27 protein-coding genes and 3 pseudogenes are annotated in these 26,191 nt (G+C 62.5%); 16 read left to right on the forward strand and 14 right to left on the reverse strand.

Features of this window, described 5'->3' with window-relative positions:
• Positions 1 to 2: 2 nt before the first annotated feature.
• The 4 genes from AC6CHP_RS11890 to AC6CHP_RS11905 are packed head-to-tail and all read left to right on the forward strand — an operon-like array spanning position 3 to position 4,307.
• Positions 3 to 1,001, forward strand: coding sequence for a sugar phosphate isomerase/epimerase family protein (locus AC6CHP_RS11890; protein WP_498230044.1), 999 nt, complete (start codon positions 3 to 5; stop codon positions 999 to 1,001).
• A gap of 47 nt (positions 1,002 to 1,048) precedes the next feature.
• Positions 1,049 to 2,818 carry a dihydroxyacetone kinase family protein gene (locus AC6CHP_RS11895; protein WP_498230046.1) on the forward strand — a complete coding sequence of 590 codons (1,770 nt, stop codon included), beginning with the start codon at positions 1,049 to 1,051 and terminating at the stop codon, positions 2,816 to 2,818.
• Positions 2,815 to 3,303, forward strand: a complete 489-nt coding sequence (locus AC6CHP_RS11900) for a ribose-5-phosphate isomerase (RefSeq protein WP_188728648.1) — start codon at positions 2,815 to 2,817, stop codon at positions 3,301 to 3,303. Before AC6CHP_RS11895 ends, AC6CHP_RS11900 begins: the two co-directional genes overlap by 4 nt.
• A gap of 2 nt (positions 3,304 to 3,305) precedes the next feature.
• Positions 3,306 to 4,307 (forward strand): 3-hydroxyacyl-CoA dehydrogenase family protein, encoded by a 1,002-nt coding sequence (locus AC6CHP_RS11905; protein WP_498230049.1) that lies wholly within the window; start codon positions 3,306 to 3,308, stop codon positions 4,305 to 4,307.
• 28 nt (positions 4,308 to 4,335) lie between these two features.
• Here AC6CHP_RS11905 and AC6CHP_RS11910 read toward each other — a convergent pair whose 3' ends face one another.
• The 5 genes from AC6CHP_RS11910 to AC6CHP_RS11930 all read right to left on the reverse strand — a co-directional run bounded on the left by AC6CHP_RS11910 (position 4,336) and on the right by AC6CHP_RS11930 (position 9,523).
• Positions 4,336 to 5,247 (reverse strand): NAD(P)-dependent oxidoreductase, encoded by a 912-nt coding sequence (locus tag AC6CHP_RS11910; RefSeq protein WP_498230051.1) that lies wholly within the window; start codon positions 5,245 to 5,247, stop codon positions 4,336 to 4,338.
• A gap of 56 nt (positions 5,248 to 5,303) precedes the next feature.
• Entirely contained in the window at positions 5,304 to 6,581 is a 1,278-nt protein-coding gene (locus tag AC6CHP_RS11915) for a TRAP transporter large permease (RefSeq protein ID WP_498230053.1), read from the reverse strand.
• Positions 6,578 to 7,159, reverse strand: a complete 582-nt coding sequence (locus tag AC6CHP_RS11920) for a TRAP transporter small permease (RefSeq protein WP_498230055.1) — start codon at positions 7,157 to 7,159, stop codon at positions 6,578 to 6,580. Before AC6CHP_RS11920 ends, AC6CHP_RS11915 begins: the two co-directional genes overlap by 4 nt.
• A gap of 31 nt (positions 7,160 to 7,190) precedes the next feature.
• Positions 7,191 to 8,219, reverse strand: coding sequence for a DctP family TRAP transporter solute-binding subunit (locus AC6CHP_RS11925; protein WP_498230057.1), 1,029 nt, complete (start codon positions 8,217 to 8,219; stop codon positions 7,191 to 7,193).
• Between the two features lie 275 nt (positions 8,220 to 8,494).
• The gene (locus AC6CHP_RS11930; RefSeq protein WP_498230059.1) at positions 8,495 to 9,523 is read right to left on the reverse strand and encodes a LacI family DNA-binding transcriptional regulator; all 1,029 of its coding nucleotides are present in this window, start codon (positions 9,521 to 9,523) and stop codon (positions 8,495 to 8,497) included.
• Between the two features lie 262 nt (positions 9,524 to 9,785).
• On the opposite strand from AC6CHP_RS11930, the gene AC6CHP_RS11935 reads away from it, so the two are divergent.
• From AC6CHP_RS11935 to AC6CHP_RS11950, 4 genes and pseudogenes are all read left to right on the forward strand, one after another.
• Entirely contained in the window at positions 9,786 to 11,135 is a 1,350-nt protein-coding gene (locus tag AC6CHP_RS11935; RefSeq protein ID WP_498230061.1) for an NAD(P)H-dependent oxidoreductase, read from the forward strand.
• A gap of 129 nt (positions 11,136 to 11,264) precedes the next feature.
• Positions 11,265 to 11,576 (forward strand): putative quinol monooxygenase, encoded by a 312-nt coding sequence (locus AC6CHP_RS11940; protein ID WP_498230063.1) that lies wholly within the window; start codon positions 11,265 to 11,267, stop codon positions 11,574 to 11,576.
• A complete protein-coding gene (locus tag AC6CHP_RS11945) occupies positions 11,576 to 12,112 on the forward strand; it encodes a gluconokinase (protein ID WP_498230065.1) in 537 nt (178 codons plus the stop codon). Before AC6CHP_RS11940 ends, AC6CHP_RS11945 begins: the two co-directional genes overlap by 1 nt.
• Positions 12,113 to 12,267: 155 nt before the next feature.
• A pseudogene (locus AC6CHP_RS11950) lies at positions 12,268 to 12,384 on the forward strand (plasmid pRiA4b ORF-3 family protein); the annotation flags it as partial.
• 248 nt (positions 12,385 to 12,632) lie between these two features.
• On the opposite strand, the pseudogene AC6CHP_RS11955 reads toward AC6CHP_RS11950, so the two are convergent.
• The 3 genes and pseudogenes from AC6CHP_RS11955 to AC6CHP_RS11965 all read right to left on the reverse strand — a co-directional run.
• Positions 12,633 to 12,749, reverse strand: a pseudogene (locus tag AC6CHP_RS11955) (helix-turn-helix domain-containing protein); the annotation flags it as partial.
• 145 nt (positions 12,750 to 12,894) lie between these two features.
• Positions 12,895 to 13,614: a plasmid pRiA4b ORF-3 family protein gene (locus AC6CHP_RS11960; protein WP_436055945.1), complete on the reverse strand. Its 720-nt coding sequence runs from the start codon at positions 13,612 to 13,614 to the stop codon at positions 12,895 to 12,897.
• Between the two features lie 101 nt (positions 13,615 to 13,715).
• Positions 13,716 to 14,390, reverse strand: a complete 675-nt coding sequence (locus AC6CHP_RS11965) for a hypothetical protein (RefSeq protein ID WP_498230067.1) — start codon at positions 14,388 to 14,390, stop codon at positions 13,716 to 13,718.
• A 287-nt stretch (positions 14,391 to 14,677) separates the two neighbouring features.
• Here AC6CHP_RS11965 and AC6CHP_RS11970 point away from each other — a divergent pair, with 287 nt between their 5' ends.
• The 3 genes from AC6CHP_RS11970 (at position 14,678) to AC6CHP_RS11980 (ending at position 15,810) form a co-directional block, all read left to right on the forward strand.
• Positions 14,678 to 15,100: a hypothetical protein gene (locus AC6CHP_RS11970; protein WP_436055943.1), complete on the forward strand. Its 423-nt coding sequence runs from the start codon at positions 14,678 to 14,680 to the stop codon at positions 15,098 to 15,100.
• Between the two features lie 141 nt (positions 15,101 to 15,241).
• A complete protein-coding gene (locus tag AC6CHP_RS11975; protein WP_436055942.1) occupies positions 15,242 to 15,517 on the forward strand; it encodes a type II toxin-antitoxin system Phd/YefM family antitoxin in 276 nt (91 codons plus the stop codon).
• A complete protein-coding gene (locus AC6CHP_RS11980) occupies positions 15,514 to 15,810 on the forward strand; it encodes a type II toxin-antitoxin system RelE family toxin (protein ID WP_436055941.1) in 297 nt (98 codons plus the stop codon). Before AC6CHP_RS11975 ends, AC6CHP_RS11980 begins: the two co-directional genes overlap by 4 nt.
• A gap of 46 nt (positions 15,811 to 15,856) precedes the next feature.
• On the opposite strand, the gene AC6CHP_RS11985 is transcribed toward AC6CHP_RS11980, so the two are convergent.
• Together AC6CHP_RS11985 and AC6CHP_RS11990 are read right to left on the reverse strand one after the other, a co-directional pair.
• Complete coding sequence (locus tag AC6CHP_RS11985) at positions 15,857 to 16,267, reverse strand: hypothetical protein (protein ID WP_498230070.1); 411 nt, start codon at positions 16,265 to 16,267, stop codon at positions 15,857 to 15,859.
• A 464-nt stretch (positions 16,268 to 16,731) separates the two neighbouring features.
• Positions 16,732 to 17,127, reverse strand: a complete 396-nt coding sequence (locus tag AC6CHP_RS11990; protein ID WP_436055939.1) for a hypothetical protein — start codon at positions 17,125 to 17,127, stop codon at positions 16,732 to 16,734.
• A gap of 968 nt (positions 17,128 to 18,095) precedes the next feature.
• On the opposite strand from AC6CHP_RS11990, the pseudogene AC6CHP_RS11995 reads away from it, so the two are divergent.
• Together AC6CHP_RS11995 and AC6CHP_RS12000 are read left to right on the forward strand one after the other, a co-directional pair.
• Positions 18,096 to 18,185 (forward strand): annotated as a pseudogene (locus AC6CHP_RS11995) (AMIN-like domain-containing (lipo)protein); the annotation flags it as partial.
• A 228-nt stretch (positions 18,186 to 18,413) separates the two neighbouring features.
• Complete coding sequence (locus AC6CHP_RS12000) at positions 18,414 to 19,589, forward strand: serine hydrolase domain-containing protein (protein ID WP_498230072.1); 1,176 nt, start codon at positions 18,414 to 18,416, stop codon at positions 19,587 to 19,589.
• 1,000 nt (positions 19,590 to 20,589) lie between these two features.
• Here AC6CHP_RS12000 and AC6CHP_RS12005 read toward each other — a convergent pair.
• The 3 genes from AC6CHP_RS12005 to AC6CHP_RS12015 form a co-directional block, all read right to left on the reverse strand.
• Positions 20,590 to 20,784 (reverse strand): hypothetical protein, encoded by a 195-nt coding sequence (locus AC6CHP_RS12005; protein ID WP_498230074.1) that lies wholly within the window; start codon positions 20,782 to 20,784, stop codon positions 20,590 to 20,592.
• A 251-nt stretch (positions 20,785 to 21,035) separates the two neighbouring features.
• Positions 21,036 to 21,716 (reverse strand): plasmid pRiA4b ORF-3 family protein, encoded by a 681-nt coding sequence (locus tag AC6CHP_RS12010; protein WP_436055936.1) that lies wholly within the window; start codon positions 21,714 to 21,716, stop codon positions 21,036 to 21,038.
• 436 nt (positions 21,717 to 22,152) lie between these two features.
• Positions 22,153 to 22,287, reverse strand: coding sequence for a hypothetical protein (locus AC6CHP_RS12015; RefSeq protein WP_436055935.1), 135 nt, complete (start codon positions 22,285 to 22,287; stop codon positions 22,153 to 22,155).
• 147 nt (positions 22,288 to 22,434) lie between these two features.
• Here AC6CHP_RS12015 and AC6CHP_RS12020 point away from each other — a divergent pair, with 147 nt between their 5' ends.
• A complete protein-coding gene (locus AC6CHP_RS12020) occupies positions 22,435 to 22,926 on the forward strand; it encodes a cupin domain-containing protein (protein WP_498230077.1) in 492 nt (163 codons plus the stop codon).
• Between the two features lie 69 nt (positions 22,927 to 22,995).
• Positions 22,996 to 23,478: an OsmC family protein gene (locus AC6CHP_RS12025; RefSeq protein WP_436055933.1), complete on the forward strand. Its 483-nt coding sequence runs from the start codon at positions 22,996 to 22,998 to the stop codon at positions 23,476 to 23,478.
• Positions 23,479 to 24,955: 1,477 nt separating this feature from the next.
• On the opposite strand, the gene AC6CHP_RS12030 is transcribed toward AC6CHP_RS12025, so the two are convergent.
• Positions 24,956 to 25,447: a hypothetical protein gene (locus tag AC6CHP_RS12030; protein WP_498230079.1), complete on the reverse strand. Its 492-nt coding sequence runs from the start codon at positions 25,445 to 25,447 to the stop codon at positions 24,956 to 24,958.
• A 485-nt stretch (positions 25,448 to 25,932) separates the two neighbouring features.
• Between AC6CHP_RS12030 and AC6CHP_RS12035 the strand changes: the two genes are divergently transcribed.
• A complete protein-coding gene (locus AC6CHP_RS12035) occupies positions 25,933 to 26,115 on the forward strand; it encodes a hypothetical protein (RefSeq protein ID WP_436055931.1) in 183 nt (60 codons plus the stop codon).
• Positions 26,116 to 26,191 lie beyond the last annotated feature (76 nt).

The following is a 26,191-nucleotide window of genomic DNA, read 5'->3' on the forward strand; positions in this document are numbered from 1 at the left end:
GCATGGCCTACACCGCCGAGAACTGGCCCATTACCGCGGCCATGCTGCCCTTCCCGGGCACCAGCGCGCAGGGAACCCACATCAACGACGCCGATCCGTCCGCCTGGGCGGAGGTGCTGACCGAGGTCAAGGAGGCCGGGTTCGCCAACGCGGACCTGACGGACAGTTGGGTCCGCCCGGGCGACCTGAGCCCTGACCGGCTGGCTGAGTTCAAACAGACGGCACAGGACGTGGGCATCGGCACCCCTGCCATCTCCGCCATCCGCCGCAGCGTCATTGACGGGCGGAACTGGGAAACCAACCTGGCGTACAGCCACCGGACCATTGACGCGGCGGCGGAGCTGGGCTGCGAGGTTGTGTCCTTTGGACTCCACCAGGCCATCACGCCGGAGCAGCAGAAACAGCTGTGGTTCTGGACGGTTGAAGGGCACAAGGATCCGGAGGGAGACCGGGAAACCTGGGGCAACGCCGTCACCCGCCTCCGGGAACTCGGCCGGCACGCCGCCGAGGTGGGCCTCCTGCTCTCACTCGAAATGTACGAGGACACGTACCTGGGCACCGCAGATTCGTCCGTGCGCCTTGTCCAGGACATTGGTCTCCCGAATGTGGGCCTCAACCCGGACCTTGGAAACCTGATCCGGCTGCACCGGCCGGTGGAGGACTGGCGGGAACTGGTGGCCAAAACGCTCCCGTACGCCAACTTCTGGCACATGAAGAACTACCTCCGGGACGAGGACGCGTCCCGGGACATGTATGTGGCGATGCCGTCTCCCATGGAGAGCGGACTCATCAACTACCGGGAGGCCTTCAAGGTGGCCCTGGCAGCCGGGTTCCAGGGGATCCTCTGCACCGAGCACTACGGCGGGGACGGACTGAGTGTCTCCGCCAGCAACCAGGACTACCTCCGCCGGCACGTCCTCCCCAAGACCGATGGATACGCCCTGGGCAGCAGCCAGGTAGCCCAGGGCCGGCAGCAGCCGGCCCGGCCCGCCCGCGTGTAATCGCTGCACCACGGCCTATCCCAACCCGAGGATTCGATGAGGAAACCATGACCCAGATCTTTGACAACCCCGCAGACTTTGCGGAGGAGGCACTGGACGGCCTGGTGGCAGCCAACCGCGGCTACGTGGCCAGGGTGGACGGCGGCGTTGTCCGCTCCACCGAGGTGCCCGCCGGCCAGGTGGCCGTGGTGGTGGGCGGCGGCTCCGGCCACTACCCGGCCTTCGCCGGCCTGGTGGGTCCCGGCCTCGCCGCAGGCGCCGTGTGCGGCAACATCTTCACGTCGCCGTCAGCCGGGCAGGCGTACCGGGTGGCCAAGGCGGCCAACGCGGGCGGCGGCGTTCTGTTCAGCTTCGGCAACTACGCCGGGGACGTGATCCACTTCGGCGAGGCGCAGCAGCGCCTCAACGCCGAAGGCATCGAGACCCGCACCGTTTTGGTCACGGATGACATCGCCAGCGCCCCGCTGGACCAGATCGAGAAACGCCGCGGGATCGCCGGGGACCTGACGGTCTTCAAGATCGCCGGCGCCGCAGCTGAAGCGGGACTGGACCTGGACGGCGTCGAACGGCTTGCCGTGCTGGCCAACCACCGCACGCGGTCCCTCGGCGTGGCGTTCGACGGCTGCACCCTGCCGGGCGCTGCCGAACCCCTGTTCCATGTGCCGGCCGGTGGGATGTCGCTCGGGCTGGGCATCCATGGCGAACCCGGAATCTCGGACCATCCCATGCCCACGGCGTCCGAACTGGCCGAACTGCTGGTTTCCGGCCTGCTCCGGGACAAGCCCGATGATGCCGGGAACCGTGTGGTGGCCATCCTTAACGGACTGGGCCGGGTGAAGTACGAGGAACTGTTCCTGCTGTTCGGCAAGATCGACAAGCTCCTCACCGCCGAGGGCCTGACCATCGTGGAGCCGGAATGCGGCGAGCTGGTCACCAGCCTGGACATGTCCGGCCTGTCCCTCACGCTGCTGTGGCTGGATGACGAACTGGAGCGATACTGGACAGCCCCGGCCGACACCCCCGGGTACCGCAAGGGCAGCATAGCACCGCGGGCACGGCGGGAAGTGGCCGCACCGGAAGGTGCCTTGGACGCCGAGGGGGAAGATACGACGGCGGCAGCCGCCGGGCTGGGCCGGCTGGCAGCCGCCGTGCTCGCCCAGGCGAGGGACGCCGTCGTCGACCATGAACGTGAACTGGGCAGGCTGGATGCCATTGCCGGCGACGGCGACCATGGCGTCGGCATGCGCCGGGGCGTGGACGCCGCGGTGGCGGCGGCCGGAGAAGCTGTTGGCGCGGGACTTTCGGTTCACCGCGTCCTTACCGCGGCAGGCGAAGCATGGAGCGAGCGCGCCGGCGGCACGTCGGGGGCGCTCTGGGGATCGGCCCTGGCGGCGGCAGGGCGGGCCCTCGGCAACAAGGACTCGTACAGCGGCGGGGACGCGGCGGCCGCAGTGACCGCCTTCGCGGACGCCGTCACCATCCTGGGCAAGGCTGATGTGGGCGACAAGACCATGGTGGACGCGCTGCTTCCCTTCCGGAACGCCTTCGTTGCTGCGTTCGACGGCGGCACGCCAGTGACCGGGGCGCTGGCCTCCGCGGTGACCGCCGCCCGGCAGGCGGCCGACGCCACCGCATCCCTGCGCCCGCTGAAGGGAAGGGCGCGGCCGCTGGCCGAAAAGAGCCTGGGCCACCCGGATCCGGGAGCGGTGTCCTTTGCACTGATCGCCACCCGGGTCTCTGACTACTTCGAGTCGTCACCATCGCTGTCCTCTCCCAGGGCGGCCGCTGTGGCTGCCGGACAGGGGGCCCAGGCATGAGCGCCGGCGCTGCGGCGGGATGGCGGATCGTCATCGGAAACGACGAGGCCGGCGTCGAGTACAAGGACGCGCTGAAGGCGATGCTCGAGGCCGACAGCCGCGTTGCGTCCGTCCTGGACGTGGGCGTTGGTGCCGGCGACACCACCGCGTACCCGCACGTCGCCGTCGACGCCGCCCGCAAGGTGGCCCAGGGCGAGGCGGACCGCGCCCTGCTGATCTGCGGCACCGGGCTGGGCGTGGCCATCGCGGCCAACAAGGTCCCGGGAATCCGGGCGGTCACGGCCCACGACGGGTACTCGGTGGAGCGCTCGGTGCTGAGCAACAACGCGCAGGTCCTCACCATGGGCCAGCGCGTCATCGGCCTGGAACTGGCCAAAAAACTGGTGGGCGAGTGGCTCGGCTACCGGTTTGACGAGACCTCGGCCTCCGCCGCGAAGGTGGACGCCATCTGCTCCTACGAACCCGAATCCACGAAAGCAGTCTGATCATGACCGAAAATTCATCCCACCCATCTATCGGTTCCAGCTCTGGCGCTCCCGGCGCCCGGAAGATCGCCATCGTGGGCTCTGGCTACATGGGCGGCGGGATCGCGCAGGTCCTGGCGCTGGGAGGTGCCCGCGTGGCTCTTTCCGATGTGTCCGCGGAGGTGGCCCAGGGAAACTACGACCGGCTCCTGGTTGAGTCAGACCAGTTCGTGGCCGATGGGCTGTTCCCTGCCGGTTCCACCGAGATCCTGAAGCAGAACCTGTGGGCCGCGAAGGACATCGAGGAGGCAGTGGCGGACGCGGACTTCATCGAGGAGGCGGTCCCCGAAATACTGGCCATCAAGCACCAGACGCTGGCCCGCATCAGCGCAGCGGCCCGGCCGGACGCCATCATCGGCTCCAACACCTCCACCATTTCCATTGCCGAACTGTCCGCGCCGGTCAGCAACCCGGAGCGGTTCCTGGGCGTGCATTTTTCCAACCCGTCGCCCTTCATTCCCGGCGTGGAGATCATCCCGCACGCCGGAACGTCCGCCGCCACCGTGGGCGCCGTCCGCGAGCTGGTCCATGCCGCCGGCAAGCAGACCGCCGTGGTCAAGGACACCACCGGTTTTGTGCTCAACCGCCTGCAGTACGCGCTGTTCCACGAGGCGGCGCAGCTGGTGGAGCAGGGCATCGCGACGGCGGACGACGTGGACACCCTGGTGCGCACCACGTTCGGCTTCCGGCTGCCGTTCTTCGGGCCGTTCGCCATTGCGGACATGGCCGGGCTGGACGTGTACAACTTCTGCTACAAATCCCTGCAGAAGGAGTTCCCGGAGCGGTTCGCAACGCCTGCGATCCTTTCCGACCTGGTGGAGGCCGGGAAGCTCGGCACCAAGACCGGTGCCGGCTTCCTCAACGTCCCGGCAGAGCGCACCCCCGAGCTGATCGCGTACCGCAACAAGGCTTATGTGGCCATGCAGAAGCTGCTCGATGAGCTGGGGCCGGCGCCTATTGGGTGAGGTGGGTTCTCGTCTTTCGTGAGGGTTTTCAGGTCTCCGTGAAAGCGCGGTTGCGCTGAGCAAGGGTCCGTAGGATGCCGGTGTGGTCGAGGGCACCGTCGCCCCGCGCAACCATATCGTCGAAAAGATCCTTGATTACCGTGCTCAGGGGTAGCTCCAGATGTGCTGCTCCAGCCGCCCCCAGCACGAAGTTGAGGTCCTTCAGCTGGTTTTGGGCGCTGCCGCCACCAGTGAAGTCGCCGTCAATCCATCTGTGCCCTTTTTGACGCAGCACCTCGGAATTCGCCAGCCCACCCCGAAGCAGTTCAAGCATCACCGATGGATCCAGTCCGCCGCCGCGTGCGAGAAGCATGGCTTCGGAAACTGCCGTGACCGTGCCGGCGACCACGATTTGGTTGCAGGCCTTGGCCAGTGCGCCCGAACCTCCGGGGCCCATGTGCCGGATGGTGCTGCCCATGAACCCGAACGCCGGGGTGACCGAGCTAAACGTGTCCTCGTCCCCGCCCACCATGATGCTCAGGGTGCCGTTTTCGGCGCCCACAGTGCCGCCACTGACGGGAGCGTCCAGGACTCGGACGCCATGTTCGCGAAGCATCCGTTCGCCAAAGGCCGCCACTGCCCCCGGCGAGACGGTCCCGTGCACAACGAGTATCGGCCGGGCAATTCCCCGGGCTGTCCATCCGGCTATCAGGCCCTCTTCTCCCGGAAGCAACGATTCGACGTGGCTGAGGTCCGGCAACACGGTGAGAACTATGTCGGCGGCCGCCTCAAAAGGTGAGGCCGCAACGCGGGCGCCCAGGCCCACCAAGGCTTCGGCCTTCGAAGCAGTCCGGTTCCAGACTGTCAGCTCGCCGTAGCCCTTCAGCAGCCGGCGGGCCATGGGTTCCCCCATCGGCCCCAATCCCATCAGGGTAAGCGCTGGGTGGTCATGTTCAGGCATTGGAATCCCTTAGCGATTGGGGCGAGCAGATAGGTTTTGGATTACGAACTGAGGCGTTACTGGTTGGTCAGGAGATCAGCTGGCCACAGGATGAGCTGCGGGAAGATGGCCAGCATGACGACGGCAACCACCATGACCACGTAGAGCGGCACCGCGGCCTTCACAATCTTCTCCATCGACAGCCCGCTCACATAAGACGTGGCAAACAATGCAACACCCACAGGTGGGGTGACGAGCCCGACAGCCAGTGCGGCGACAAGGTAGACCACAAAGTGAACGGGATCGATGCCGGCCGCGGTGGCCGCAGGCAACAGCACCGGTGAGCAGAGCAGGATAGCGGCGACGATGTCCATCACGGTTCCGATAATGATCAGGATCAGCCCGATCAGCAGCATCACGACGATGGGGTTGGTGCTGACGCCGAGGAGCCAGCCGCTCACCTTAACCGGCAGCCCATCGATGGTGAAAATGTAGGAGGCAACGCCGGCGATCATGGCGATGAGCAGGATGGTTCCGGTGGTGAGGCCGGCGTCGATGATCATTTTGGGCATTTGACGCCACTTCATGTCCCGGTAGACGTAGATGCCTACCAGCAGGCTGTAGATGACGGCCACAGCGGCAGCCTCCGTGGGCGTGAAGAACCCACTGAACATGCCGACCAGGATCACTACCGGTCCACCCATGGCCGGTATGCCGGCCAGAATGATGGCGATGCCCTTCTTGAAGGTGGTTGTTGAAATTTCCCCGTAACCGCGGCGGGCCGAAATGATGAAGTTCATGATCATCAGCACGACAATCAGGACCAAGGACGGGCCAAGCCCTCCTGCGAGCGCGGCACCTACGGAAACGCTCGCAGTTGAGGCCGCAATGATGATAAGGATGCTCGGCGGCATGAGGGACGAAAGGGTGGACGTCACCATGGTCATGGCGGCAGCGTAGGGTCGTGGGTACTTGTGGTCCGTCATGGCTTTGATCTCGATTTTGCCAAGGCTGACGACGTCGGCCACAGATGAACCGGAAATTCCACCGAAGATCGCACTGGCAGCGATGTTGACCTGACCAAGTCCGCCGCGGAAGCGTCCGAAAATTACTTCCGCGCCCTGGAAGATCCGGTCTGATATGCCGCCGCCCGCCATGAGGTTGCCGGCGAGCACGAACAGCGGAACGGCCACCAGCAGGAAGCTGTTCATCGAACTCATCATGGACTGCGGGAGCAGATCCAGCGGGATATCGAAGATCAGCAAGGTGGCGATGACTCCGATGCCCAGGGACACTGCAAGGGGAACGCCCAGCAGCAGGAGCACAAGAAAGATGCCCAGCAGGGTCAGGCTCACGCGATCATCTCTCCTTCGAGGATCTTCGCCCGCATGAACGGGGAGAAGTAAACAGTCTTGATGTGGGCGAGGATGGCCAATCCGGCGCTGACCACAAGGGGCAGCGTTACGAGGAACATCTGCAAGCCGATGGCGGGGCTGGATTCCCCGCTGGCGATCTGCTGCATCATCAGTTCCCACGTCTTGTAAATCAGGACGCTGAAGAACACGACGCCGCAGAGGGCATAGAGGTGGAGGCTGAACTTTTTGAGCCAGCCCGGCCCCCACGCCAGCGCAAAGCTGACGCGGGGGTGGGCTGCAGCCCGGAAGCCTGCTGCCATGCCCAGGAAGGTGGTGTCCATAAACAGGAAGCGCGTCAGTTCCTCGGTCCACGGGAGCGAAGCTCCCATCTGCCGGGTGACCACCTGGATGGCGACACTGATCAGCATGGCTGTGATTCCGATGAAGAGGAAGGCGTCAACGGTCTTCCAGATCACGCCTTGCGGCTCCGGGATGTCGCTGACCGGAACCACCTTGATGCTATGTTCGGCCGCCTGGTGTTCGGCCCCCCGGGTGGGCGTGGTTCCATCATCATGCACTGAACTCGTCTCCTGCACTGGACCCGTCACTTTATCGTCCGAGGAATTCAAGGCTTGACTGGACGAATTCCTTGCCCACCTTGCCCTCAAGCTCGGGGTAGACCTTCTGCGCTGCCGCCTGGAACTTTTCCCTGGCTTCGGGCGTCAGCTCATTGATCTTCACGCCTTCGCCCTTCAGCTTCTCGAGGGTTTTGGTGGCTTCGTCGTTGTCGTACTTTGTCTTGAAGTCAGCGGTCTCGTCTGCAGCTTCCTGCAGGACCTTCCGGGTGTCCTCATCGAAGGAGTCCCACTTCTTCTTGCTGAACCCGAGGACGAATGCGTCGGAGATGTGGCTCGTCAGAGAGAGGTAGTCCTGGACTTCGAAGAACTTGTTGTTGACTGGAACTTCCAAGGGGTTTTCCTGGCCGTCGATAGTGCCGAGCTGCAGGGCGGTGTAAACCTCTTTGAAGTCCATCGGCGTCGGGTTGGCGCCCAGTGAGCCAAAGAACTTAACCCAGAGGTCGTTCTGCGGTACGCGGAGCTTCAGGTCCTTGAAGTCCTCAGGCTGGGTGATGGGACGCACCGAGTTGGTGGTGTGCCGCGGAGTACGGGTCAGCATGGTCACGCCCTTGATGCCCAGCTTGTCCAGTGAGCCCAGCAGTTCCTTGCCCGGCTCGCCCTCAAGGTAGTTGGTGACCTCCTCCGTGTCCTTGAAAAGGTAGGGAAGGCTGATTGCATTCATCTTCGGCTCGAAAGACGCGTACACCGAGGTGGACATGATGGTCGAGTCCAGCGTGCCGTTTCCAAGCAGGTTGACGGCTGCGTTCTGGTCCCCGCCGAAGAGGGTGCCGTCGGGGAAGGTCTCGACCTTGACCTTGCCGTCGCTCAGCTCGGCAACCTTGTCGGCAAAATGCTTTGCGGAGACGCCCATGGAAGAGGCTGCGGGGTCCCCGAGGCCGAGGCGCACGGTGGTGCTGGCCGCGCCGGCGCCGCCGGTCGCGCCCCCGCCGCAACCGGTGAGGGCAGTACTAACGGTGAGTGCAACGGCCACAGCTACGGTGGCCAGGATGCGCTTTGGCATCTGATTCTCCTTTGAATACTTGCTGGTTCCTGGCCTTTACGGACAGGGGTACTGATGCATTGATGGCGGTGGTGGAAAGCATTTTGGGCTGTGCGGACATGGTCGAGAAAGTCGCTCTTGCTGCTTTCTCGTCCCGCTTGCCTAGTGCCTTGCAGACGCGGCGGTGCTCGCGCAGGCTGTCTTCCCGCCGTGAATCATCCCGAAGTGGAACCGGTACACTTTTTTACCACAGGGCGGGCGCGGCTGTAAACCATTGAGGAGGGGATGCCAGCTTGTTACTTCGAGAACTGCAGCCGGGCGACGCTGGATCGTTCGACAAGTTCGGCAGCTACGCGTATGATGTTGGGTTTTCCCGGCGTCTTGCCCTGCGTGTTGGACAATGCGAGCTGCACGGAATGCCGGGCGAGCAGATCTATGGGCTGCCTGACGATTGTCAGGGCCGGGGTCATGAGTTCGGTCCAGGGTGAATCGTCGAAGACGATGACGGACAGGGCGCTCGGGATGTCGATTCCGGCGTGGGAGAGGCGCCGTAGAACTTCGGTTACCTGGGCGGTGTTTGCCACCACCAGAGCGGTGGGCGGCTCCTCGATATTGAGCAGCGCGGACGCGGCGTCTCCTCCCGCTGGCCCGCGGAACGCGGCGTGCCGGACGAGGAGCTCATCCTGCTCCAGGCCGGCTGTTTCCAGGGCTTGCCGGTAGCCGGCGATCCGGTCCCTTCCGGTAGTGGAGGCAGCCGGCCCTGAGATTATCCCAATGCGGCGGTGGCCGTGGGCGGCCAGCAGCGCCGTTGCGGACCGAGCGGATTCAAAGTTGTCGATGCTGACAACATCAACTTCGGGGAGCGAAGGTATGGATCGGTCGACAAAAACCACCTCAGTGCCCAGATCCTGGAGCTGCTTCCAGATGGCCAGATTGTTGCCGGTCGGGGTAGCGATAATCCCGCTGACCCTGCGTTCGATCAGGGTCGCAAGACGCTCCGACTCCAGCTGGTCATCCTCCTGCGTCGTCATCAGCAGCACCTGGATTCCGCGGGCGTGCGCTTCCTGCACCACCTGGTCCGCGAGTCGGGCGAAAAAGGGGTTGGAGACATCGGCGAGCAGCAGCCCCAGCGTAGTAGGCGGGCCAAACTTAAGCTCCCTGGCTGCCGTGCGGGGGTGGTAGCCCAGGTTCTTCATGACGTCGTTCACCCTGCTGCGGGTAGCTGCAGCGACTGGACCTGACCCCGGATTCAGCACCCGGGAGACCACTGCAACGGACACCCCGGCCGCCTGGGCAACATCGCGGATGGTCGGTTGTTTCTGCACGCCTACTCCTTTGTCTGGCACTTCCTGGACATCTGGAACCTTTTTCAGCCTAGGGCTTGACCTTGGGCCTGCCCCTGTGACATAAAAGTGTACCGGTTCCACTTATTTTACCTTAGTTCGATTCGATCCCGCCTGTTCTGCAGCCTCACTACAAATGGCGGCGAGCCGCAAGGTGAAAAGTAAGTGCCCCAAAAGCTGCGGTTGATCCCAGACCAACCCGCATCCCTTCCGGAACAGCGCCGTATCCCTTGAAAGGCAACCCATGAATCTGCACCATCTCCTGACCCAGCGCGAGACCGACGGAAAGCCCATCCGGGTCGGCCTGATCGGCGCCGGACGCTACGGGACGATGTACCTGGCCCAGGCAAACAACATCCCGGGCATCCACGTCGTCGCCATCGCAGACATCAACGTCAAGCGCGCTGAAGGTGCTTTTGAACTCGTTGCATGGCCCAAAGACCAGATCGCGCCCGACATAGCAACCGCCCTGAGGGACCGCTCAACCGCGATCGTGGCCAATGCTGACGAGCTTTTCGACGTCGACATCGACATCATCGTGGAAGCCACCGGAAACCCCATCGTTGGCGTCAAGCACGCGTTGCGCGCCATCGAAACGAAGAAGCACATCATCATGGTCACGGTTGAAGCCGACGCTTTGGCAGGGCCCGCTCTTGCCAAGCGGGCAGAAGCAGCCGGTGTTGTCTACTCAATGGCGTACGGCGACCAGCCGGCCCTCATCATGGAACTTGTCGACTGGGCCCGCACCAGCGGATTCGACGTCGTCTGCGCCGGCAAGGGCGCCAAATTCCTTGAGCACTACCACGAGATGAACCCCGACAACGTCTGGGAAAACTGGGAATTCTCCAAGGAACTCACCGACTCCGGGCAGCTGAACCCCAACATGCACACCTCCTTCCGCGACGGCACCAAGGCCGCCATCGAGATGGCTGCCGTCGCCAACGGGGCAGGACTGGTCCCCTCTGACACCGGGCTGACGTTCACGCCCGGAGACGTTGAGGAAATCGCCTCAATCTGCCGCCCCGCCGACGTCGGAGGAGCCCTCGCACATGAAGGGACCGTCGACGTCATGTCCAGTGTTAACCGTGACGGCACCTGGATCCCCCACAACACCCAGGAAGGCGTCTTCGTCGTCGTGAAGGCAACCAACGCCTACGTCTCCGGTTGCTTCAACGAATACCCCTGGCACCCGGACCCCACCGGCCAGTACGCCGCCCTCTACCGCCCCTACCACTATGTCGGCCTGGAACTGAACGTATCAATCGCCAACGCCGTCCTCCGCGGAATCCCCACGGGTTCACCCATCGGGTTCTTCGGCGACGTCGTCGCCACCGCCAAGAAAGACCTCAAAGCCGGTGAATTCCTCGACGGCGAAGGCGGATACACCGTCTGGGGCCAGCTCGTTTCCGCAAAGCACTCCGTCACTACCGGTGCACTGCCGGTCGCGCTGGCCCACCACGTGGAACTGCGTAGTGACGTCGCCAAGGGCGGGATCGTCCGCTGGGACGACGTCATCATGGACGACTCACTCGCCCAGGCCCTCGAACTGCGCCGCGAAACCGAGGCCCTTGCCCTTGAGACAGCGTCGAAGTAGCTAAGTCTGAAAACCACCCTGCGGATGTTCGGCGCGGACCGGCGGGCTTTAGCCGTCGGTCCGCGCCGCGTCCTCAAGGACCCTCCCCCGCCCCTCAAGGGGCGCCCTTAAAGCTAAGGACAACTCACCATGACCGTCGTCGTCACCGCTGCTTTCAGCCCGAAGGAAGGCGCCTTCGACCAGGTCGTCGCCGCCCTCTCCCCCGCAATCAGCGAAGTGCACCAGGAACCCGGCTGCCTGCTCTACGCGATCCACGAAGCCCCCAACAACCAGATTCTCATGATCGAGAAATGGGAATCGGCTGCGCTGCTCGATGCCCACGGCCAAGGCGAACCGGTCAAACGCCTGAACGCATCCCTCGAAGGCCTGTTGGAAAAACCCGTCGAAGTGACCCGGCTGACGCCGATCCCCGCAGGAACAGCACAACAAGGAGCCCTGTAGTGCATAGCCCCATCGTCGTCATGGGCGTCTCGGGTGCAGGCAAGACTGAGGTCGGCGCTGCCCTGGCAGCCCGGCTCGGGGCAACCTTCAAGGACGCTGACGACCTGCATCCCTTGCCGAACGTCGAAAAGATGACGGCTGGCGTACCGCTCACCGATGAAGACAGATGGCCCTGGCTTCGCCTGGTCGGCTCAGAACTCGCGGCCGAACACCCGCATGGGATCGTGGTTGCGTGTTCGGCCCTGAAACGCGCATACCGCGACGCGATCCGCGCCGCCGCTCCTTCCACCAGGTTCATCCTCTTAAAGGTTGACCCTTCGGTGCTGATGGAGCGGCTGGTCCAGCGCCCAGGACACTTCATGCCTCCTTCTCTTCTCACCTCACAGCTGGAGACACTTGAGGCCCTGGAGGCATCCGAAGCCGGAATGACTGTGACCTCCGAAGGCGGCATTGAGGCACTGGTTGATCAGATTCTCGCAAATTTGCGCCAAGAACATCTTGCAGTACCGGCCGGTACCGATCAGAACCAAAGATGAATTTCTAATCCAACGGCGCGCAGGAAGGCCACTTCAAAAATCCGAAACTACGGGCTTGATTCTGCGCGAAGACGTCCCACTGCCCATACTGGGGACGATACGACTTCGGCGACAGCTGGCTTCACCGGCTCGAGGTCGTTTACCGCCGGCCCGCGGACGACGACAGTTTTCCGGCCCGACTGAGGGGCGGCGCCCGACGCGGCCCGCTGGAAGACTCCGCAGGCTTCCCCGGCTATGAGGAGATCATGGATGCCTTGGCAGACCCGTCGTAGCCCGGGTGGTCCACACAGTCGGCACCGATGCGTCTTTTGACCCGGCCTTCCTGGACATTCCCGCCGGAAACCGGGCACTGGCAAAGCAGTTCTGATCCCGCGTATTCCGGTGAAAATCGCCACTAACGACGGGCGCATCAGCCCCTTTGGAGGCTCCCTTCCTGTTTCAAAAGGCCGATAACGGACCTTCCGTTCAAGCTACGGCCGGCCCGACTATGTCACAACGATGGCGACAGCGGGGGCGCGGTTCAGGCCAGTTTGGCGTGGCGCAGGTAATGGTAGACCGTCTCCCTGCTGATCCCGTAGTCACGGGCAAGGATGGCTTTTGGAACACCGGTTTCGGCACGCTGGACCAGCTCGGCGGCGAGATGCCCCAAATATCAAGGTGTCCCGCCGCCGGCCGTACGGATGAAGGAGACCTTGTGGCATGTAAGGCATCGTGGAGGCCAAATGATGCATCTGATGCAATACGCAGCCCTTAGCTTTACATAACGTCGGTTATCGGCTTTTTTAAAATTGGCGGGGGAGTGCCCCGAAAAGGGGCTGTTTCTGCCCGTCACTTACCGCGTTTTTCCCAGACCGCGTACGTCGGAACTGCTCAGCCAGCGTCCGGTTCACGGTGGGAATGTCGAGAAAAGCAGGGTCAAAAGGCGCGTCGGAGCCGGTTATGTCAGCGACCCAGGCTGAGTGCTCGGCGTGGTCTGCATGCGTCGGGTCGGCCAGCGTATCCATGATCTCTTCGTACCCGGGAAAACCGCCGGAGTCTTCCAGCGGGCCGCGCCGCGCGCCGTCAATCAACCGGGCCAGCGGACTATCTTCGTCCGCCGGCCGACGGGAAACCAGCTCAAGCCGGTGAAGCCAGCTGTCACCAAAGTCGTACTCGTAAAACACCTCGGCAGAACCCAGCGCGAGCAACTGATCCAGGGAGCAATCCTCCTCATGCCTGTCCGCCGGTTCTTCACATTCCTGCCCTGGGAGCCGCTGCAGGACTTCCGGGAATTCGCCGTCAACCGGCCGCAGCGGCGCAAACGGGTCGCTTGCTACAAACCTGTGCAGGTGCGCGTCCTCCCAGCCAAAGGCTGTCTGCAGGACCTGGTGCACCTGGTTCAGAGCCAAGGAGCTCCGAAGCTGGAATAGGCGCCAAATCTCAGGCTCGCTGTCGATCAGCACCACGCGCACCTCCAGAATCGAGTCCTGGTCGGCCCCCGCCCCGGCGTTGAAGATGTCCATGAAATCCATTCTTACAGGGGGCCGCTGCCATACCTGTAAGTCGGAGTGACCTCTACCCACGGGGTCTCCTAGTTTGGCGACAGGTCAGTTATTGGCGTTTTTCACCTGCCGATGAGGGATCTGTCGGCAGGCGGCGGGACCGCCCCCGGGTCCGCGTCGATGCTGTAGATGGTGTCGAAGGTGTCAGTAATCCTGGTGATGTCCTCAAGCGTGATGTTGATGGACGCGGACCGTTTCTTCAGGTGCCGGACCAGTTCGGTCTGCGGCCACATCAGCTGGTCCATGTAGGTGTTGAATGATCGTCCGGTGGCCTTGGTGTAGTCCGAGAGCGCCTGCCGGTCTGTGATTTTTCTGCCGTACGTGAGCTCGAGGTCGACGTCGCCGAGTGGATCGATGCCCGGGCTGAGGTAGCTTCCGAAAACCCTGAGCGTGCCGATGAACAGGGGTTTGCCCGGATCACCGTTGTAGGTGTGCGCCCGTTCCACCGACCCTGCTACCAGGCGGTCTGCGGTTTTTCTGCTGATGGGCTTTCCGAAGCTTGCCATTGCCAGGGCATTGCCCTGGATGGTCGAGTCCCACCAGACGTCGCCCTGAGTGTCGACCCGGACCTTCTCCATGTACCCGGCAGCTTCCAGTTCCGCAAGGACGGCTTCATATTCGTATCCGGTCCCTTCGAGCAGATCCGCCACCATTTCACGGCCTCTAAATTTGCGGACAATCGAGCGGGTCAGCACGGCCGGCAGCACGGCGACGGTGTCGGTCTTTACAACCCTCATGCCCAAAGCGTAAGCATCAAAAGTGGAAGCATCGACCGGGATGACGGTCCGTGATGCCTCGAGAACCGTTCACCCTTCCCAGCCAACTTCAAGGTTCAGCCTGCAGGATGTGGAATGGAACTTCGGCCAACCGCTATTTGGCCGGAGTTTCGCCATTTCCGGCACCTGCCACAAGATGCGGAGTGATTCGGCGCGGCCCCGTTCTACAAATGCTCCCCCTGCCGGGGCAGCACAGAACCACGCGCAGACCCCTCGACCGGCCTCGGTCGTCAAGCTAGCTTGACTTCATGAAGGAGGGTGCGGGGTCGGTCGAGCAAGCGCTCAGCGGCGGAGATGTCCACGAGCTGCTTAGAGTGTGGGAAGACTTCAACCGCGGTGAGACCTGGCGGGAAGTTTCTTTCAGCGGCAGTGACGAAGCCCGGGTGGCGGCCGCGCAGTTCCTCGCGGAGGTAAGAGAAGTCGCAGCGCTGGAGGCGCTGCGTGCAAACGCGAAGGCCGTCGAGCTGCTCACCGCCCGGCGCTGGTACGTCATAAAATCCACCCGAGAGGCCGGCGCGACGTGGGCCCAGATCGGCGAAGCGCTGGGGATCACGAAACAAGCCGCCCATGACTTCTACCGGTGCAGGATTGAAGAGCAGGAAACATGGCTGCTGGTCCTTCACGACACCCCAGCGGCACGTGCAGTCTTGGAAGGAGCGAAGGAAGACTAGCGGCGTAGACCGCGAGGGCCCTCCAATAGCTGGCAGTGGGCCCCACCAAACACTCCCCCAACTCGCCAACCTTTACAGGACTTGTATGATCGGCTAAGAATCAGGCTAGTTTCTGGCCGGACTTTTGGCTATTATTGACGTGTGAGAACTGTACCGCTCAGTGAGGCCAAGGACAAGCTTTCGGCTTTGGTTGAGGAAGCTGACAAGACGCACGAGATCATCCAGATCACCCGGCACGGACATCCGTCTGCGGTGCTAATGTCTGCCGATGACCTGGAGTCGCTGCAGGAAACGATTCACTGGCTGTCGCAGCCCGGGATCCGCGAGGACCTAGAACAGGCGAAGCGGGACATCTCGTCCGGCGAGACTGTCAGCGGTGAGGAGCTGCGTCGAGAGTTCGGGCTGCCGCCGAGGTGAATGAAGCAGCCCCGGCTTCCGATACTGGACCATGGAGAGTTGAAGTTACCAGCCCTGCGCTGAAAGGATTCCGGCGGCTGCCGGAGAAGGCTGCCGCCGCGATCGTCGAGTTCGTTACCGGCGTCCTGGCCGACAATCCCTACCGACTCAGCAAACCGCTGACCAACGAACTGCTGGGCTTGCGCACCGCCCGCCGGGGTGACTATCGTGTCCTTTTCACCCTCGATGTCGAAGTCCACGTTCTCTACGTGCACCGCATCGAGCACCGTTCAGACGTCTACAAACCGCGCTGATGCTTAGACCAGGGCGACCGCTTCGTCCGTTGTGAAGCCTGCTCCGTTAGGACCACAGAATGCTGACTGCGGCCGCTATCTGGCGTGTGGTATTGCAGCGGGTGCATTGGGTGGTGGCTCCTGGCCCTTTTACCCACCTGTGCGTTTCCTCCAGTCGATATTCGTAGTGGATGCCAAGCTGCTGCAGCCGGTTGAGCGCGCGGCTCGCTGTCTCCCAGGAGCTCCAGCGGCCGATAATCTCTCTGCTGCCGTTGAATATGACGTTGCACCCACCATCGCCCAGTTCGGCGGTGGTTCTCTTGCGCTTCGGCGGTCCGTCACCGCCGTGCACTGCCCTGTACTCATCAATGGTTGCCATGTTCATCGATTCCCAGTTCAAGAGCTCAAGGCGTGGGATGGAGGGGTGCGCCTTTCGTCGCGGCGCCCGCGACGTGGATAAGGGGACGTCAGCGGCCACGGCTGCTCCTTTCCGAAACCCGTCCCGCGCCCCCAATCCAGGACGGGGGTTTTGCTTCGATGTTTTCCGCCACGTTCGGCCTGCATTGGAACACTGTTCGCGATATCCGTTAGGGTCAAAAGCTATGTGACAGGATGGCAGGCCTTCCCCAGTCGGGTACAGGGTCTAAAGTCCCGTGACGGCTGGTCTCGGTACTAATCGGCAGGTGGGCTCCGCCGCGATCGGCTCAGCCCATGTTTGCCCAGCCGCGGCGGCAGAGCACAGAGGAGTCGGTGGCGGCGGCGAACCGGGGCCCCGTTCGAGCCGACAGCGAGTGATGCGGTCCACCTAAGTCTGGATTCCCCTGGGAGTTTCCGCATCATGTGTCAACAACATTTGCAGATGCTGTTCTGTGCACTCTCCCTGCCGGCAGGGGTCGGAGACATGAGTGACCAACCTGTGGTCTACGCTGTGGGCCGCGTATTTCAGCAGGTTGAACGCGAGCTTTCCCAGCGCGTCTCCCCTTTGATGACGACGTTCTGGGAATTTGTGCGGCACGTCCCGCCGTCCTCGGTCACAGTGCTTTGGCTGCTTAACTTTGTCACGGTGTCCGTGACGGTGTAGTGAGTTTTGTCGTCGAAGGACGATCCGGCGATTGTTAGCTGGTCGCGGGCGTTGGTCGTGTAGTGACCTTCGACGTTTCGGGTCGCGGCGCGGTACTCAGAGGTGAAAGTCCCGTCAGGGCTGCCGGATTCGACATGTTCTACCTGGGCGCTGTTGCTGCCCGGCTCGGATCCTGGGGCAGCCAATGCCGGCGAGGCCGTGACAGCGAGGGTCAGCCCGGCGCTGGAGGCGAGGATGAAGCGGATCAAACGGTTCATGGTGGGGCCCTTCCGCTACTTGTCGGGCTCCCCAGCGCGCAGTCTGGGAAGTCTAACGACCGGTTTGAACTCCGTCAGCAAGTTGCGTAGTCACTCCCTAAATGGATCGGGTTACCACCCAGTCTCCGAAGTTGTTGGCGGTAAGTCGCCGGGTGCAAGTCGAACGCCCTGGGCAGGCCAGCTCAGCTAAGGAACCAGTACTGGGCCGGTGTGGCCCCCAGATAACGTGGCCGTTGCACCGTCCACAGGGACGCGGCACTGCGGTGCCATACTATCGACCCGGCTGGCAGGGCATCCTCAATGCGCCCGTGTCAGCCCGGGCGTTTTTTGAAAGGCTTGACTAAATATTGAGCCGTTCCCTGCGAAATGTGTTGCCACCCTTGAGCATGGCAACGCAAAGTAGTTCGTGAAAGGTCTGGCGAGCACGGTTGTGCACCTGGATGCTGGGTCCAGTAGGTCAGGGCTTGGTCGGGGGTAACCCGATGGTTTCAGCGCTTGGCGGTGTCATGCAGCAGCAGGCACCGCCAAGCCGAACCCATTGCAGGCTGGGCCAGCCAAAGACTGGGTCGATTCTTCACCCACATTTTGGATCACAACGGGGCAGCCCGGGCCATCATTGAAAACCAAGAGCTGAAGTCCCGCACGACATCGCCTACCCCGAATTGAAGCATCGTGTTAACCCACCGCCGGGCTTTGTGCGGGCCGCGTGCCCGTGGGCTCTCACCGGCCCCGGCCACGACCAGCGGAACGTCACAACGGATACCAGGCGGGGCACCAGGATGATGTACAGGGTAGCCAGCGCGGCGCAGCCGATAAGCAACCCGCAGCAGCCAAACGCAGGGGAAAAAAACCCTTCACGCTGTGAGGTTGGCCATCCCGTGATGGCGGCTTCAGTATTGCTTGCCGCAATTTTCCACCAAATGACCTGACCTGTTCGGGTGCCGACTGGCTGAAGCGATCTGTCGTCAGTTCGCGCCCGACTGCTGTTCCGGGTCTTCACCCTCGACGGGCCAGGGTTCGGTTCCCGGCTGATGGTGGATGTCGCCCACTTCTGGTGACGGACAGACAGGAAAGGTGCCGCCCGTCCCCTGATCGGGCGTGCGGCACCTTTTCTGTGGGATACGGCTGGGCCCATCCAAGAAGACAGCTACTGGGCAAAGGGTTCCCCACGACGAAGCCCAGTCATAAGATTGAGGGGCTGGGGCGACGGTGCCGCCGCAGGTCTGGCCGGATCCGGTGCCGCGGGCGGCCCCGAACCTGTAACGACGTCCCGAGTGGATGCGGCAATGAGCACGAAAAACCGCGTGTGGAGGCGGGCGGCCCTCGCAGTCGTCCTCCTTGTATCTGGCTGTACCTCGTCCACCGATGAGCCCGCACAGTCATCAAGCTCACCGAATCCCTTCGCTTCCTTGGAGCATCAGGTCCAGCTGTTTCTTGACGAGGGCGCGGTGGCCGCTGTCGTCCAGATTCGCTGGCCCGAGGGCGAGTGGTCTAGGGCCTACGGTGTGCGTGACCTTGAGACCAGGACCCCGGCGCAGCCAACGGACCGTGCTGCTGTCGCCAGCGTCACCAAGACGGTGACGGCTGTGGCCGTGCTGAAGCTCGTGGATGACAACCTCATCGGCCTCGACGATCGCGTCAACGACGTCATTCCCGGATTCACGACTTCACTCACGCCACCAGCCCCGATCACTGTGAGGCAGCTGCTTAGCCATACCTCCGGAATGCCCGAAGTCACCGATGCCCTGCCGAAGGATGTTGACTTCCGCCCTGTGCTCGCCCAAACGTTGACGATGGAGCGGGGCCTGCAACTGGCAGGGACCCTTCCCTGGAGCTCTGATGATGTGGGGGCATTCAAGTACTCGAACACCAACTATCTCGCACTCGGCCTCCTCATCCAGACGCTGCGGGACAAGCCCATCGTCCACGTGCTGCAGGAGGAGGTCTTAGGCCCTCTCGGTTTGAAGAACACCAGCCTGGACCGTATTGACCCGCACGAAACCGGTATTCTGCACGGCTACGTGACCCTGCGCGGTGAACTAGTAGACACCACTGACAACACCTTCATGGTCGGCAACCCGGCCGGGGGCGCTATTTCGACGATGGCGGACCTGAACCTCCTCATGGCTGGAATCTTCCAGGGGCGGGCGGTTTCAGCGTCGTCCCTGCGGGAAATGAAGACCAGCCCAGGCTTTCACCCGTACGGGCTGGGCGTGTGGGGGCATGCGGACGGTTGCTCGAAGGACTCGCGGCACGAGGGCCGTGGCGGGTTCTGGGATTACCAGACCGTCGCGGTCAGCAGCGCGGACGGGCGGTATCAGGCCGCGATGACAGTCACAACACCACCAATGCCCACGGAACTTGAGGACCCCTCCACCCAAGACAAGCGTGACTCCCTGAACGACCGGATCGAGTCCACACTCAACGAAACATTGGACCGCATCTGCAAGCCGCCCAACTGAAGGCGGTTTGGCCCCGCTGACGCCGCCTTCGTTAGCTTACTAAGCATTAGTGCAGCCCCGGGAGCGTCCAAATGCTGCCTGGTTGGACCGTGGGGTCTAGGTACTCACAGTGAAGAAGCTTGTCGGGTCCTCGGCGCCCAGCAGGTCGTAGTGGAAGGCGATGGCATCGACAGCCCCGTGTGTCTACGAACAGCAACAGTCGCAGGGTGGGCGATGACCTGAACAGCGCTGCCGCGTTTCACGCGCCTGTCCAAGCACCAAAATTACCCCCTCCCCTGGTGTGTTCATCGTCGTCTTTGCCGCACCGCCGACAGCGCTTGTACACATTTCCGTCTTCGGCGTGTTCGACATGCCAGTCGTGACGGATATTCAGCTTGCAGAGCAGGGCCCGGATCATGACAGTCTCCGATTCAAAACACAGCGGACTGTACCTCTTATCATGGGCCTCCTACCCCTCCCCGGGGAACGGGCAATAGACCGGGGAGCGGTCGTCCCCACGACGGAAGTCTGCTTGTTGGTTTCCCTTCGGGCGACCTACCACCACCTACGTAGAGCCCAACCGTTGGTGACCCCGTCCCCACCGCCGCCATCCCTGCCGCAATAAAGACAGCGCTTGTACAGGCCTCCATCCTCGGTGTGTTCGACGTGCCAGTGGTGATGGAGGTTGAGCTTGCACAGCAGTCCTGTGATCATGACGATCTGCGCGGCCCTAGTAGTAGTCGCAGGTGTGAGGACTTTCGGGGTGGTCCCCTTTTGAGGGCCTCCCCGCCCATCGGGCGGTGTGGGGGTCTTCCTTCCCGCAGTAAATGCAGTGGCGGCGAAATTCGCCATCGTTCATGTGGGCCAGCCGGTGGTGGCCGATCCCGCATCTGCAAAGCAGTTTTCGGATCATGGTGATGTTCTTTTCTAGAATTGCCCAGCGTTCTCCTGCTGGTAGCCGGCGCAATGGGGCCGCTAAGACTCAATCATGGCCTTCGCGAAGCACCAGGAGAAGAAGCAATCAGGACAGCGACATCCTGGGAGTGGACCACTGTGTAGCGGGTGAGGGTCTTCCACCCAGGAAATGGATCCCGGTGTAATCCTCGACGGACAACCCGTCACCGAGCAAGCCCCGCTCCTCGAGCGGGTCGTAGACAAGATTCCAGGCGAGATCCATCAGTTCATGGATGGCTGCCTCAACAGTTGGAGCCGTCATAGCTCCATGGTGCTCCCGGGCACCGACAGTCTTGTGGAGCTGGAGGCGTGTGTCTTCGCCCTGTTTCGCGCCCCAAGGCCAAGCGCCCGGTCTACGTTTTACCGCATCACGGCGGCGACATATTGGGGGAAATTATGTCGTTCGGCTGGCCAGCGCTGTTGTCGTTCGAACCAAGGGAGCTTGACGGAAGCTCCATTATCGGCCTTCTAAAACAGGCGGGGAGTGCCCGAAAAGGGGCTGTTTCCTGCCCGTCACTTACAGCGTTTTTCCGCAGACTGCGTACGTCGGAACTGCTCAGCCAGCGTCCGGTTCACGGCGGGAGTACCGAGGAATGCAGGGTTAAAAGGCGCACCGGAGCCGGTTATGTCGGCGACCCAGGCTGAGTGCTCGGCGTGGTGAGGATGCGTCGGGTCGGCCAGTGCGTCCATGATCTCTTTGTAGCCGGGAAAACCGCCGGAGTCCTCCAGCGGGCCGGGCCGGGCGCCGTCAATCAGCCGGCCCGGCGGACTGTCTTCATCTGCCGGCTGGCGGGAAACGAGCTCGAGCCGGTGAAGCCAGCTGTCACCAAAGTCGTGTTCGTAGAACGCTTTGCCTGAGCCCAATGTAAGCAGCTGATCCAGGGAGCAATCCTCCTCAGGCCTGTCCGCCGGTTCTTCACACTCCTCCCCTGGAAGCCACTGTGGGACTTCCGGAACTTCGCCGTCGACCGGCCGCAGCGGCGCGAACGGGTCGCTTGCGACAAACCTGTGCAGGTGCGCGTCCTCCCAGCCAAATGCTGCCTGCAGGACCTGTATGCGCCTGATCCAAAGCCAGAGAGCCCCGGAGCTCGAGCTGACGCCAAATCTTCGGCTCGCTGTCGACCAGCTCCACGCGAACTTCCAGAATCGTGTCCTGTCCAGCGCTGGGCGCGGCCTCAAATTTGTCCATGCCACCCATTTTTACAGGCCTCACGGCCCTACTACTAAGACCGGTAACCGCTCCCCCGCGGCTCCCCCCAATGCCTCGGCCTTGCTTATTCTTCGCCAGCCTGCCCCCAAAAGGCGCCGAAGGGATACGGCTCGCTATGGTAGCGACAAGTTAGGCTGCTGCAACGGTAAGGCACCTCAACTACTTCAGCACCTCGGTCCAGGCTGCGCCTCTCTAAGGCCCTGGTGACGACCCCCGCGCCACACTCAGGGCAGTGAACCTTTGTCATTTCAGCCACCTTTCGAACTCGGCGGAAGGCCCCCGCCAAGGCCTAACACGCCACGCTAGCCTCCACCAAACCAATGCTTCGCGTTAGGGTCCATGTACCCCAAGAATTGAGTTGACGCCGGCAGCATTGAGACCGGCGGTGGCATTTCTTGCGTCCGCAAACCGTCCCACCGCCTAGCTGGCAGCGGCGCCCATTTCGATGGTCCTGGTGTTGCCGGTTCGGAACAGCTTAACCAGGGCCTGGTTCACGGCGGAAATGTCCAGGAAGGCTGGGTCAAAAGGCGCATCGGAACCGGTTATGTCGGCCACCCTCCTGCGTGTTCGGCGTAGTCAGGAGCGATTCTATTCAGCGGAATCCGGCAACGGATTAGACAGAACCGGTGGCTGCCCCGCTGCGGGACTAGGAGGTCCAGAAAAGGGGTGCCAAGGCAAATCCCACGGACCTATCATGGCACTGTGGATACGCCGTCTGGCCCTCACGTCGTCCGGGCAGGTGAGGGCGACGTTAGTGGAGAACCAGGGTTCCAGGACCGGTACCTTCTCGAGAGCGCAGCTTCCTCTGGCAGGGTTGCGCTGGTCGAGCACGTGCTCGGGCCAAAGATGTTGGCCGCACCTATGCACCGGCACAGCCGCGAAGACGAATACACCTTCGTGCTGGCCGGCACACTCGGGGTGATCGAGGAGGGCATCGAGATCACGGCAGCGCCGGGCGATTTGGTAGCCAAGCCCCGCGGACGCTGGCACACCTTCTGGAACGCCGGCGACGACGAACTCCGTGTGCTCGAGATCATCGTTCCGGGCGGCATCGAGGCACTGTTCCGCCGACTCGGGGAGCCTGGCGGCGAATACTCCCCCGATACACTTCCCGCCCTCGCAGCTGAGTACGGCGGCGAGGTGGATTTCGAGGCAACAATGCCGCTAATCGAGCGGCACGGGCTCATCTTCTAGGGGGTAACTGAAGTGTCAGGGATGTCGCAATCGGAAGTAGCACAAGCTATCAGCAGGTCTCGGCAGTACTTGAACGAAAACCCCGAGAAGGCCCACTCCCGCGACTCAACGGCCACCGCCGTCCTGGAAGATGGGCTCCGGGTCCGGGTCGGCGGCCCCCACGGCTGGTCCTTGGTCACGGACATGGGGGCAGGAGTTGGCGGGAAGGGTTCCGCACCTACTCCAGGATGGATGCTGCGCTCGGCAAGCGCCGCCTGCTTGGTCTCGCTCATCGCCATGCGTGCCGCCGAAAAGGGAGTCAGCCTAAACCTACTCGAAGTTGATGTTGACAGTGATTCAGATGACCGCGGTCTGCTGGGAGTCGGTAAGGACACTCCTGCAGGACCCCTCGCTCTGCGCACAGTGGTCCGCATAGCGGCCAATGACACGGAAGAAGCCGCTCTCCACGACATTGTTCGATGGGCAGACGAGCACTCCCCCGTTGACGACGCGCTCCGCCGCGCTGTCCCAGTGGAGCTGACCGTTGTGATCGGCCGAGCGGAGAACGGCTGACGAGAAGGCAGCATCCAGAAGCGTTCAACGGTAAGAGGTTTGCAGTGTTCTCGCAGCGGCCGCCGTCTTGTGGAGGGCTTCGAGCCTAGGCGCAGTACGCCGTGCGGGGCGACGTTGCCCGGTCTGCCGATTTCCTCGCCGATCGCCCGTAGGACAGCGGTCTTTTCCCGCTTCAGCGTGTGCACTGAGTTAACGGGATATCAATTATTGGGCATTCCAAAAATGTCTGGCAGGGCCTGAAGGGCATTCCTTCACTTGGGCGGGTTGTTGTGCCCAAAAACTCTGTCGGCGTTCCGTTCGTGCTGGTGAACACCGGTACGTCGAGGCTCGCGTTACAGCTTCATAGCGAGTCTCGTTCCTCCACTCCCGGTTGTATGCCTCGTGTCATTTCCGGCATCCGTTGGATCGCTGCAGTCACCAAGGTTGTTGGCGGGTAAGTCGCCGGGTGCAAATCGCACGCCTGGGCGGGTCAGCTCAAGTAAGCAGCCAGTACTGGGCGGGTATGGCCCTAGCTGACGTGGCCGTTGCACCGTCCGCAGGGACGCGGCACTGCGGTGCCATGCAGCTATTGACCCGGCTGGCAGGGCATCCTCCATGCGCCCGTGTCAGCTCTGGCGTTTTTGCAAGGCTTGACGGAACATTGAGCCGTTCCCTGCGAAATGTGTTGCCACCCTTGAGCATGGCAACGCAAAGTAGTTCATGTGAGGTCTGCCGCGCACAACTGCGCACCTGGACGCTGGATCCAGTCGGTCAGAGCTTGGTCGGGGGGGTAACCCTGACGGTTTCAGCGCTTGGCGGTGTTGAGCAGCAGGTACCGCCAAGCCGAACCGATAACGGCTGGGACGAGGTTTCGCCGCAGGCCCTAGTGGTTAGCCAGTGCTGCGCAGCCGATGAGAACCCCTAGCAGTCAAGGCAGGACCCAATGCCATAACTATTCTGGGAGCCGACCTTGCCGTCCTGGTTCTTGATGACAGGCTCAACCTTGTTGGCCGGGGCAGCCGACCTGCAGTTTCTGCCTCACCTCTGGTGCCGTGGCCACTGGAGCGTCCGCATGGCCAAGAGTTCCTACGGTGAGATAAAGGGCGAGGAAGGAGCAATTCCGTTCAAGCCGCCGTCACCGGGATTTTCCGGACCGCCCCTGCCGATGCGACCAGGAACCATCCTGCTGTGGCGATCGTACTTTCCGCACCACGTGCAACGCCTGCGGAAGTAGCCGTCCTGGACCTCTGTGGCTAACCAGTGATGCGCCAAGTTCATTCTACAAAGCAATGTTTTGAACATGGTCATTCCATCCTTGCTACGCGGCATTAAAACGAACGCACCGCATGTTCCAATATTAGGCTTGCAGATGGGAACTAACCACGCCTAAGGACTGCACTGGACAGAAGAACAGCAACACCCTCCGGCAGCGGCCAGAGCTGTGCGCGTAGGGTATCGGCCCATCACGGGGTGCGGCCACCGCCCAGTAATGAAGACGCTACTCCTGGGCCCTCGTCGAGGCTGATGGACCCGCTGGCGGGAGGAAGGGACGGTATGCCTGCAGCGTGCCGTCCAACACCGGGGTGGAGAACTCTTCCTTCTCCGAACCGACAGCCACCGAGATGGCGACCCTGGAACCTGTGATGTCACTGACTGAGGAGAGGAGAAGCGGGTTGGTATCAAAACCCAGTTCTCCCTGAGGTCCAACGCGGACAGTGACACTTTCATCAGAGTCCGACAAGACCACATCCACGGGCTCGGTCGAGGTATTGAAAAGAGTGCCAAGGAACCGTCCGGGGTGGCTTGCGTCCCGGGAGACGATCAACAGGCTACGCACGTCCACGGTCCCAACGTCCCCGTCGACGCCGTTCGCTATTGCATGCCAGTCCTCATCAGGGGTAGCAGTGCTGCATCCCAACAGGCCGACCAGAATCACACCCATAAAACCGGCGCCGAGCAGCTGACTGCTGGGCCAATGAAGTCCTCGCATGCCCCCTCCTGACTACGCTGACCCTACCTCATGGACCGGAAAGTCCCATCAGCCTGCCACCATCTTCGTGGAGCAACAAGTGCATGCTTGGTCGCGGAATCCGTGGGCGGCTGGCGGGTTACGGGTACATCCACCTGGGCACTGGCGTTCCCGACCTTCACCGTGACCGGCCGGGTTGCGGCTCAGCGACGTGCGTTGATCGGCTCTATGGCACTGCCAGCGTGGAAAGAGGGAATCACAAAAACCCAAGCAAATCTTCCTAACCGACGGTCTGCAGGTATGGCTGTGGGCTCTCATCGCCACGGTTATCGCCGCGGCTCCTGCAGCTCTGGCCAGGACCGCGTTCCATCGTGTGGAACGATTGAGTGATCCCGAGCAGCAGGGATGCAGAGAGAGCGGCCAGCGCTGGACCCGTGGACCCGTGGACCCGTGGACCCGAGCTGAGAGTAGTCTTTGTGGAAGACCCGCGACTGACAGTGCGATCCATGATTGAACGCGGCGAAGTTGACGTCTGTGAACTCTGGCTTCAGTACATCGCCAACGGCGGTAACGCATCGCAATTAGAGTTCGAAGCATTCCTCTACGACGCTTCTGAGCCCAGTGCCTTAGACCTGAACCTTCTTGGGCTCACAGTAAGAGGGCTGCTCGCCTTCAGGAAGCCGTCCTAGTTCAGGCCCCGCTCTCAATCTGACGAAAACATGTGACTGCACTGCTGCCTATCACTGACAGGCCCTCACGCCGGCG

It is taken from the genome of Pseudarthrobacter sp. GQ63 (assembly GCF_059758765.1).